The sequence below is a fragment of the Kitasatospora sp. NPDC048662 genome, from assembly GCF_055587065.1.
Genome location: NZ_JBVJHA010000004.1, coordinates 407161 through 417100, shown reverse-complemented (window position 1 = coordinate 417100; position 9940 = coordinate 407161). Strand labels below are relative to the sequence as shown.

At 75.7% G+C, this 9940-nt stretch carries 7 protein-coding genes; all 7 read right to left on the bottom strand.

What is annotated here, in order from left to right; translation table 11 throughout:
- Positions 1 to 286, bottom strand: a 286-nt coding sequence (locus ACZ6R9_RS15200; RefSeq protein WP_465538477.1) for a hypothetical protein, incomplete at its 3' end; no start/stop codon positions are given.
- Positions 287 to 338: 52 nt separating this feature from the next.
- Positions 339 to 2282, bottom strand: coding sequence for a WXG100-like domain-containing protein (locus ACZ6R9_RS15195; RefSeq protein WP_465538476.1), 1944 nt, complete (start codon positions 2280 to 2282; stop codon positions 339 to 341).
- A gap of 80 nt (positions 2283 to 2362) precedes the next feature.
- Positions 2363 to 2911 (bottom strand): WXG100 family type VII secretion target, encoded by a 549-nt coding sequence (locus ACZ6R9_RS15190; protein ID WP_380477964.1) that lies wholly within the window; start codon positions 2909 to 2911, stop codon positions 2363 to 2365.
- Between the two features lie 225 nt (positions 2912 to 3136).
- Positions 3137 to 5917, bottom strand: coding sequence for an AfsR/SARP family transcriptional regulator (locus ACZ6R9_RS15185; protein WP_465538475.1), 2781 nt, complete (start codon positions 5915 to 5917; stop codon positions 3137 to 3139).
- A gap of 108 nt (positions 5918 to 6025) precedes the next feature.
- Positions 6026 to 8179 carry a WD40 repeat domain-containing protein gene (locus ACZ6R9_RS15180; protein ID WP_465538474.1) on the bottom strand — a complete coding sequence of 718 codons (2154 nt, stop codon included), beginning with the start codon at positions 8177 to 8179 and terminating at the stop codon, positions 6026 to 6028.
- Between the two features lie 45 nt (positions 8180 to 8224).
- Positions 8225 to 8788 (bottom strand): GNAT family N-acetyltransferase, encoded by a 564-nt coding sequence (locus ACZ6R9_RS15175; RefSeq protein ID WP_380477967.1) that lies wholly within the window; start codon positions 8786 to 8788, stop codon positions 8225 to 8227.
- A gap of 244 nt (positions 8789 to 9032) precedes the next feature.
- The gene (locus ACZ6R9_RS15170) at positions 9033 to 9923 is read right to left on the bottom strand and encodes a LysR family transcriptional regulator (protein ID WP_380477968.1); all 891 of its coding nucleotides are present in this window, start codon (positions 9921 to 9923) and stop codon (positions 9033 to 9035) included.
- Positions 9924 to 9940 lie beyond the last annotated feature (17 nt).

The window sequence follows — 9940 nt, the reverse complement described above, 5'->3', positions numbered from 1 at the left end:
GCTCAACCCACCCCACCCGCGCCGCCTCCGTGAACGGCGAACCCCCCTCAACCCGCTGCGCAGGCATCACATCCGGCTCAACCCACCCCACCCGCGCCGCCTCCGTGAACGGCGAACCCCCCTCAACCCGCTGCGCAGGCATCACATCCGGCTCAACCCACCCCACCCGCGCGGCTTCGCCGAACGTCGGCGCCTCCACGCCGATCCGCTCACCTTCCGGAATTCGCATGGTGCGCGCGGGTTCGACGTCGGGGTCGATCGCGAACCAGGGCACGTCGTTGCTCATGGGGGGTCCTTAGTGAGTACGGATCAGCGCGGAGGGGGAAGCGGGGGCGGTGTCAGTCCGCGGGGGCGGCCAGGCGGGTGAGGGCGGCGCGCAGGAACGGGCTGGGAACCTGGTAGCCGCCTTCCTCCCGGATCGGGAGCGGCTTGGCGGCCGCCGCCGCAGGAGCCGCCGCGCTCACCGGAGTTGCGGGAGTGGCCGGCGTGGCCGCCACCGTCTCTGCGGCCTCCCCGTGTCCGCGCCGCGCGGCGACGCTTCGCGCCCGCTCCAGGTAGTCGCCGTCCGCCTTCGCCCCACCGGACGCCCCGGACTCCTTGGTCGCCCCGGAGGACTCGGCCGCGACGCTCTCCTGACGCGGCGCCACCGCCTCCCCGGCCGCCGCAACAGCCACCTCGGGTGCGTCGCCGTCGGCAGGGGCGGGGGCACCCAGCAGCACTCCCGCGAGCTGGTTGAGGACGGCCTGCTCGCTGGTCGGAGCCGCCGCGGCCTCTGCTGCCACGGGCTCGGGCTCGGGCGCCGTGAGCACGCCCTCGGCGCGGGCGTCGTCCAGCCAACGGCGGCGGGCGCGCTGCCAGTTGCGGTCGCGCGGATCGACCTCGCCGGCCTGGCCGAGGATGCCACTGTCGTGCAGCAGCGCCTCCTCTTCCTCGCCCTCCGGTCCGAAGCGGGTGGGGCCGAGGAAACGGTTGGCACCCTTCTTCTCGCCCTTGCCGCCCCGCCCGGCGCCGCCCATGCCGCCGCCGTGGGCCCCGCCCGCAACACCCGCACCGGCACCCGCACCGCGCGCACCGGCACCGCGCGCACCCGCACCGGCCGCACCGCCGCCGCGCATGCCGCCGGCGCCACCGGCGCCCGCGCCGGCCAGCGCGCCGCCGGCCCGGCCCATCGCACCCATCGCGTTGCCGAAGGCGCCGCCGCTCATCCCGCCGGCGCCGCCGAAGCCGCCGCCGCCGAGACCGGCACCGCCGAGTCCGCCGCCGCCCGCGCCGCCGAACGCGGAGAGTCCGCCGCCCGCGCCGCCGAGCCCGGAGTGGCCGATGCCGAGGCCGGTGCCGCCGGAGCCGAGGTCGCCGAGGCCGGCCAGGTTGAGCGAGGCCTTCGGGCTGACCGGGAGGGGCGTGAAGGTCGGCGGGTGGCCGCCGCTGGACAGGTCCGGCACGTGGCCGGGAGGCGGCGGCGAGAACGGCTTCAGGATGCTGGGCGTCTTGGCACCGCCGTGACCGCCCGCGCCACCACCGGCCCCACCACCGGCCCCGCCGCCCGCCCCGCCGCCCGCGCCGCCACCCGCACCGCCGCCGCCACCGGCCCCGTCACCCGCACCGTCCCCACCGGCACCGCCACCGAGGCCACCGAGGCCGTCGGGTCCGCCGAGGCCGCCCGCGCTGTCGATGCCGAGGCCCGATCCGCCGCCCGCACCGCCACCGCCGCCGCCACCGCCGTTGAGGGTGCAGGTCTTGCCGATGCCGTTCATGTCGGCGATCTGGTTGGCGTTGTTGCGCAGGATGCCGTCCACCTGGGAGCTGACACCGCTCACGTACTGGTGGTACAGGCTGGCGGCCTGCTTGACGCCCTCGGAGTTGGCGATGTCGTCGTGCTTGCCCGCCGGGTTCTGCGCCATGTACGTCTTGGCGTAGTCGAGTTCCCGGATCATCTCGTTCTTGGTGTCGATCACCGCCTGGTGCGCGCCGTGCAGGCCGCTGGCGATGTCGGCACCGGCCTTGACGGTGGTGGCGACGTGCGAGGCGTCGCCGCCCGCGAACTTCTGCAGGTACTGCTGGAAGCTGTCGGCGGCCGCGCCGGACATGCAGGACATGGCGCGCTGGGCGGCGTTGGCGATGCCGCGGATGTGGGTGTCCGCGATCTGGTTCCACTTGTCCCAGGCGACGGCGAGGTCGCCGATCAGGTCCTCGTTGCCGTCAGGGAACGAGATGTCCTTGCCGTTCTCGTTCTTCTGCACGGTCTTGAGTACTTCGGCGAGGTCGGCCGGCAGCTCGATCATGGCGGGAAGCTCTCTCGGATGGTGGGTGCGGCGGCGGCTGACACCGGATCAGCCGCCGTGGTGCGGGTGTGCGGCGTGCGTCAGATCAGGTTGCGGCCACCGCCGCCGACCGGGCCGTGCGGCTCCGGCGGGGGCTTGGGCTTGTTGTAGTCCAGGGACGGCCCGTCCTGGGTGTGGTAGCCCCCGGTGTCCGGCTGCGGCGCGGGCGCAGGTGCGGGCGCCGGAGAAGGCGACGGGGTCGGGGACGGGTTCACGGCCGGGGTGAGCGGAGTCAGCGGGCTGCCGTCGCCGGTGCTGATCCGGCTGAGCGAGGCGGCGTGCTCCTCGTCGTTGGCCTGGTGGCGGGCAGCCATGGTCTGGAGGTTGGTGCCCATCGCGGTGGCGTTGCTGAGCAGCAGCTTGATACCTGCCAGCACGTCCTTCTGGTGCTTGTTGAAGCCGCCGACCGAGGAACCGCCGCCGGTCAGCGACTTGCCCAGCAGGTCGGTCCCGTACACCGAGTCCTCGACCATGGTGATGTGGGCTTCCAACTGGGCGAACGGGCCTTGCAGTTCCTCCAGCAGCGCTGCGATCGTCTTGGCTGCCGCCTGGACCTCGTCCAGGTCGATGTTCACACCGTCTCCGGCCATCCGTCCCGCCCTCTCCCTGTCTGCTCCCCGACAGTGCGGGCCGGTGACGGGGCGTTGCAGGGGGCCGGGGGCGACCGGGCGAGCGAGGGGCTGTACGCGGTGCCACGGGCAGTCCCGCGCACCCGCGGCTACCGCACCTGCCCATCCTTGCGGTAGCCGTTTGCCTTCGGCTTGCGCCTCACTAACGCGTCGATTTCCGGCCCCCACCAGCGACTTGGGACGGGCTCAGTGCGGCCCGAGTTCCTCCGCCCGCCGCCGGTGAGCGGTCGCGGCGTGGGCCAGCCCGGCGGCGTCCTCGGCGGCGGCGAGCGCGGCGAGCACTTCGGCGGTGGCCTCGTCGTGGCCGATCTGCTCGGCCTCGGCGAGGGCCGCGTTCAGCCGGCTGCGGGCCTCGGCGTGGCGGCCGAGCGCGGACAGTGCCTCTCCGCAGCAGGTGTGCAGCAGCACCCGGCGCGCGGACGGCACCTGATCGGCCGTCAACTCCAGCCCGTACAGCGCCCGTTCGATGGCCTGGGCGGGGCGTCCGGTGGCCAGCAGATGGCGGGCCAGGTGCTGGAGGGCGAGGGTGACGGTGTGGGTGTGGCCGATGGCGAGGGCGATCTCCAGGGCCTGGGTGAGGTTGCCGCCGGCCGTGGCGGTGTCGCCGAGTTCGGCCTGGACGGCGGCCAGGTTGACCAGTGCGACGGCCCGGCCGACCTGGTTGCCGGCCCGGGCGGCGAGTTCGGCGGCCGGGGAGAGGCAGGCGACGGCTTCGGGGAGGCGGCGGTTGGAGACCAGCACCCAGCCGAGCATGGCCCGCACCTGGCTCTCGCCGTCCAGGTCGCCGCACTCCAGGGCGGCCTCCAGGGCGTGTTCCAGCTGGGTCACCCAGCCGTCGCGCAGGCGGCGCAGGATCAGCGGCCACTGGGTGAGGACGAGTCGCCAGACCCGTTCCGGCGAGGTGGTGGCGATCACCTGGGCGAGGGTCTCGCGGTGGGCGCCGAGCCAGCGGATCGCCTCCTCGCCGCCGTCGAACTCCGGTACGGCGCGCGGCCGGTGGCTGCCGGCCGGGGGTTCGCAGCAGGGTTTGCTGCCGGGTTCGGCGGCCTGTGCGGCGACCAGGCCGGTGTACAGGTACTGGTCGGCGAGCCGTTCCCGGGCGAGGCGCTGTTCGGCGGGGTGGGCGCGGCTGCTCAGTTCGCGGGCGTACAGCCAGACCAGGTCGTGCAGGGTGTAGCGGCCGCCGTCGGTCTCGGTGATCAGGTGGGTGGCGGCCAGCCGGTCGAGGGCCTCGGCGGTGGCCCAGGGTTCCAGGTCGCTGAGCGCGGCGGCGGTGTGGGCGTCGATCACCGGGCCGGGGTGGAAGCCCAGGGTGCGGAACAACTGGGCGGCGGAGGGCGGGAGTTGCTCGTAGGAGATGCGCAGCGCGCTGGCCACGCTGATCTCCTCGGCGGCCAGGTGGCCGAGCCTGCGCTGTTCGTGGCGGAGCTGTTCGGTGATCGCGGCGAGGCCGCGGCGCGGGTCGGAGGCGATCTTGGCAGCGGCGATCCGCAGGGCCAGTGGCAGGCCGTCGCAGAGCCGGGCGAGTTCGCGGGCGGCCTCGGGTTCGGCGGCGATCCGGGCCGGTCCGAGTACCCGGGCGAGCAGCGCCGCGGACTCCTCGGGGCCGAGCACGGCGAGCGGCAGCGGGCGGGCGAGTTCGGCGGCGACCAGGCCGAGCATCCGGTTGCGGCTGGTGACCACGGCGACGGAGTCGGCGCCGGCCGGCAGCAGTGGCCGGACCTGGTCGCTGTCGCGGGCGTTGTCGACCATCACCAGCAGTCGGCGGCCGGTGGTGATCCGCCGGTACAGGGCGGCGCGGGCGGTGGTGCCGGCGGGCAGGTCCTCGCGGGCGACGCCGAGTGCGGCGAGGAATTCGGCGATCACCTCGTCGAGGTCGCGGTCGGGGCGGTCGCTGAAGCCGCCGAGGTCGGCGAAGAGCAGGCCGTCGGGGAAGCGTCCGGCGTTGCGGTGTGCCCAGTGCAGGGCGAGGGCGGTCTTGCCGACCCCGGCCGGTCCGGTGATCAGCGCGATCGCGCCGTCCGGTCCGCCGCGTGCCGCGTCGGCGAGGGTGGCGAGTTCGGTGTCGCGGCCGTGGAAGCCGCGCGGGGCGCGCGGCAGCAGGTCCACGGCGGGGAGGTTCTCGATCGCGGGCGGCCCGGCGGGCGCGGGCACCCTCAGATCAACCAGCTTGTGAGCCACCGGAGTCGGGGGCGCTACGACCGGGGCCGGAATGGGCTCGGTGGGCTCGCCGCGCAGGATCCGCTCGTACGCGGCGTTCAGCGCCCGGCCGGGGTCCACGCCGAGCCGGTCGGCGAGCGATTCGCGGGTGCGGTGGTACCAGTCGAGCGCGTCGCACTGCCGTCCGGCCCGGAACAGCGCCAGCATCAGCGCGGAGACCAGCGATTCGCGCAGCGGGTGGGCGACCGTTTCGGCGCGCAGCAGTTCGGCGGCCCGGGCGGGGTCGCCGAGCCGCTGGTGGTGGTCGGCGAGGGATTCGACGGCGGCGAGCCGGTTCTCCTCCAGGGTCTGCCGCCAGGCCTCCAGCGGGGGGCTGGCGACGGTGCCGGTGAGGGCGGGTCCGCGCCAAAGGGCGAGCGCGGCCTCCAGCGCGTCGACGACGTCCACCGAGCGTGCCTCGACCCGGGCGGCGGCCACCAGGGTGTCGAACTGCTCGACGTCCAGGCACCCTTCGGGCAGTTGCAGGGTGTAGGCGTCGCCCGCGGTGGCGAGTTGGACGCCCTTCCCGGTGGCGCCCTGCTCGGTGAGCAGGGCGCGCAGCCGGGATATGTGGCTCTGCACCACGGTGCGGGCGTTGGCGGGCGGTTCGGCGATCCACAGCGCCTCGGTGAGCTGGGCGACCGAGACCGCCCGGTTGCGGCGCAGCAGCAGCAGGGCGAGCACGCTGCGCCGCTTCTCCGGTCCGAGTCGCAGTTCGCCGCCTTCGGCGTCCTCCGCCGAAACGGCCCCGAGCAGCCGGAACTTCACCGCAGTAACCCCCAAACCCCCCCGAGTTTGTGTTCGGTGACGGAGGCTACCGGGTCGTTATCCGGTACATGTAATCAGGGCCGCTGGTGGGGAGCTCCGGACGGGCCGTCAGAGGGTGACGGCGCCCGCCGGGGTGACGATCCGCAGGCCGGCCTCGTCGAGTTCGATGGCCAGCGGGGTGCCGTCCAGGGCGGCCTCATTGAGGAGGGTGGCGCTGCCCAGGTGCCACAGCCGCAGGGTGCCGGCGGCGTCTCCGGCGGCGAGCAGCGCCTCGCCGTCGAACTCGCGGCCGACCACGGCGCGGACGGCCGCGCCGCCGCCGGTCAGCTGGGCGGTGCGGCTGCCGCTCTGGACGTCCCAGACCAGCACGGTGCCGTCGGCGGAGCCGGCGATCAGCACGGGGCGGCCGCCGACCTCGGTGAACGACAGCACCTCGGCGGGCTGGGCGAGTCCTTCGCAGACCGGTCCGGCGGCGCCGCTGCCGGCGTGCCACATCCGTACCTTGAGGTCCTCGCCGGCGGTGGCGAGGATCGGCTGCCTGCCCGCGACGACGGCGGCCAGCGCGGTGATCGGGCCGTGGCCGGTGGCGAAGCGCCGGCTGTCGTCGCCGGTGGCGGCGGCGCGGACGGCGATCACGCCGTCGCGGCCGGCCGAGGCCAGCAGCGGCTGCTCGCCGGTGGTGAAGGCGAGTCCGGTGACGGCTCCGGCGTGCGGGACGGGCAGCGGGTTGGCGGCGCCGTCGGCGAGGCGGTGGCTGCGGACGGCGCCGGCGGTGGTGCCGCAGACCAGCAGCGGGCCGTCGGGGCCGCCGTCGGTCAGGTCGAGGGTGTGCACGGGGCCGCCGTCGGCGGCCAGGTCGAGGAGTTGGCTGCCCGTCGGGGCGTCCCAGGCGGCGAGCGTGCCGTCGCCGAAGCCGGCGGCGAGCACCGGGCGGCCGTGCAGGGCGCCGGTGGCGAGCGCGGTGAGCGGGCTGCCGGGGCGGCCGGCGGGGGCGGCGTCGGTGCGGGCGGCGCCGGTGGCGGCGTCCCAGGCGGTGATCCGGCCGGTCTCGTCGCCGGTGTACAGGACGCCGTCGGCGGCGGCCAGCGCGGTGAGCCAGCTGCCGGCGGGCCAGCCGTGCAGGGGGCGGCCGTCGTACACGTCCCAGGTGCGCACGGTGCCGTCGAGGGCGCAGGAGGCGAGCACGGGGCGCTCGTCGAGGGTGGTGAAGGCGAGGCCGGTGACGGTGCCGGTGTGGCCGGTGAGTTCGGCGACCGGCTGGCCGGTGGCGAGGTCCCAGACCCGGACGGTGCGGTCGTGGCCGCCGGTGGCGAGCACGGCCTGGTCCTCGACGGTGAGGACGGCCATCGAGCGGACCTCGCCGCGGTGGCCGACCAGCAGGTGCAGCTGGTCGCCGGTGCCGGCGTCCCAGACCCGCACGGTGCCGTCGGCGGCGGCCGCGGCCAGCAGGTCGATTCCGGCGCAGTGCGCGGCGCGCAGCACGGTGGCGCCGTGGCCGCCGGTGGGCAGGTTGCCGAGCACCCGGCCGTCGTCGGCGCGCACGGCGCGCAGGTCGCCGCCCTGGCCGGCCGAGAACGCCACCGGGATGTCCCGGCAGATCAGTGCGGCCACGGCCTGGGCGCCTTCGCCGCCGGTGGAGCCGTGCACGACCTGGCCGGTGGTGGCGTCCCACACCTGCACCGAGCCGTCGCTGCCGCCGACGGCGAACAGCGAGCGGCCGCCGGCCTCGCCGAGGGCGACGGCGGACGGGGCGAGGCCGGCGTCGGCGTCGGAGCCGCCGAGCGAGGCGGCGTCGTCGAGCGCGGTCAGGCCGAACGAGCCGTCCTCCTCGACCAGGGCGTACGCGGCCCGGCCGCCGACGGTGCCGACGGCGGCGGCGCTGCGGGCGGCCTGCGCGGCCGGGTGGCCGAGGGCGACCGCGCCGGGCAGCGCGGCGGGCTCGCCGGGTTCGCCGAACGCCTGGGCCAGCAGGGTCGCGAACGGGGCGACGGCGGCGGGCACGGGCGCGTCGGTGCCGTCGGCCCACTGCCGGTCCGGGCGGCCGTTCAGTCCGGTCACGGTGAGCCGGCGGCCGGCCGCCGGGGCGGCGGCGCCGGGCACCGGCGCGGGGGCCTCGCCGAGCACGGACAGCACGCGGACGATCAGCGCGGCGTCCACCCGTCCGGTGCGCTCCTGCCCGGCCCGGGTGGCGCGGAACCCGTCGGCGGTGATCAGCAGCTCGCCGAGCGTGCTGTCCTCCAGCCGGAGGCTGCTTCCTGACATGTCGTCACTCCTGGTTCTGGTGCGGGGAGTTGAGATCCCCGAAGGTCAGCAGAGGTCTTCCGGTACGAGGGTCGCGTACACGGCGTCGTGCAGCCGCTGGGTGCGGGAGCTGCGGAACAGCGCGGGGCGGTAGCCGGCCCGGCGGAAGCCGATCGCGGCGCCCGTCACCTGGCTGGGCATGTTGTCGGCGGCGGCGAAGGCGTCGATCCGGCGCAGGCCGAGCCGCTCGAACCCGAACCGGCACACCAGTCGCATCGCGCTCTTCGCGGTGCGCAGCCGGCGGTGTTCGGGCAGCAGCCAGACGGTCATCTCGGCGCTGTCCTGTTCGGCGTCGAGGTTGACCAACTCGGCCCAGCCGACGGCTTCTCCGGCTTCCTCGACGGCGAAGTAGGCGGCCCGTCCGGTCTGCCAGAGCAGCGGCGGGATCTCGTCCAGCCACCGCGCGGCGGCGGCCTCGTCCCGGTGCGGGATGACCGCTTGCAGGAACTCGCGCACCAGCGGGTCGTGGGTGCCGCGGTGCACCAGGGCGGCGTCCGCGGGCAGCGGCCTGCGCAGCACCACCTCGCCGTCCGTCAGCGGATCGTCCCGCACCTCGGCGAGCGCTCTCATGGCCACCCCCGTCGCCTCACCGGGCCGCCCGGCGGCTGCCCCCGGCGTACCCTTCCCCGCCCATCGACCACGCGTCAAGTCAACCATATTTCACGGCCGTTCCTGCACGTCAGCGGGACGTTAGTGGGACGTGAGCCCGCCCCGGCAGACTCAGTTGCGGGGTTCGTCACTCCAGTCCCGCCGCCCACCCGGCCCACCTCTCTCCCGGGCCGGGCGCCCCCGCTACGGGCGGCGGGACGCCCCCTCACCGCACGGCGCTCGCGCCCTCCGGCAGCGGGGCGGCGCGCAACTCCCGCACCACCGCCCGCACGGCGGCGGTCCGCGCCAGTTCCGGCGTGGTGACGTAGCCGACCTCCCGGGACGGGCGCTCCGGGCCGAGATCGGTGACGGCGAGCCCCTCGGGCAGCCGGTCCAGGGTGAGCATCGGCATGATCGCCATCCCGAGGCCCTGCGCGGCGAGCGACAGCACCACGGTGTCGTCGGAGACGTTGATGGTCGCGGACGGGATCCAGTCCTGCCGGCGCCACCAATCGGCCGTGTACGAGCCGCAGTTCTCGTCCCAGTCGACCAGCGGCAGACTGCGCGGATCCGGATGGCCCCGCTGGTGGGCCAGCGCGTAGCCCTCCCGGTACAGCGGCACGGCGACCAGCCCGCGCGGGATCGCCCCGCCCAGCGTGGCCAGCGCGAGATCGGCCCGGCCGTCGGCGACCTCCCCGGCGGTGCCCCGGCCCAGGTCCCGCACCACCCGCACCTGCGGCTCCAACTCCGGGAAGTTGACCGCCAGTCGGGCCAGCAGTGCCGGCAGCACCCGCTCCGCCGCACTCCGGAACGCCACGATCCGCACCGGCCCGCGCGGCCGGCCCGACTCCCCCTGCCGCGCCTCGCCGGGCAGCGCCGCCAACAGCCGCAGGATCCTCCGGGCGTGCCCCACCACCCGCTCCCCCGCCGCCGTCGGCACCGCCCCCCGCCTCCCCCGCTCGAACAGCACCGCGCCCAGCTTCCGCTCGCAGCCCCGCACCGCGTGCGACACGGCCGACTGCGTCAGCCCCAGCCGCTCCCCCGCCGCCGTGAACCCACCGCTCTCGGCCACCGCCACCAACACCCGCAATTCCTGCGGAAGAAGATCCTCTGCCACCTCCGCAGCGTACGGCG

Coding starts and splice junctions, on each gene's coding strand:
- ACZ6R9_RS15175 (WP_380477967.1), bottom strand. CDS start 8,788: ATGAGAGCGCTCGCCGAGGTGCGGGACGATCCGCTGACGGACGGCGAG.
- ACZ6R9_RS15195 (WP_465538476.1), bottom strand. CDS start 2,282: ATGATCGAGCTGCCGGCCGACCTCGCCGAAGTACTCAAGACCGTGCAG.
- ACZ6R9_RS15180 (WP_465538474.1), bottom strand. CDS start 8,179: ATGTCAGGAAGCAGCCTCCGGCTGGAGGACAGCACGCTCGGCGAGCTG.
- ACZ6R9_RS15190 (WP_380477964.1), bottom strand. CDS start 2,911: ATGGCCGGAGACGGTGTGAACATCGACCTGGACGAGGTCCAGGCGGCA.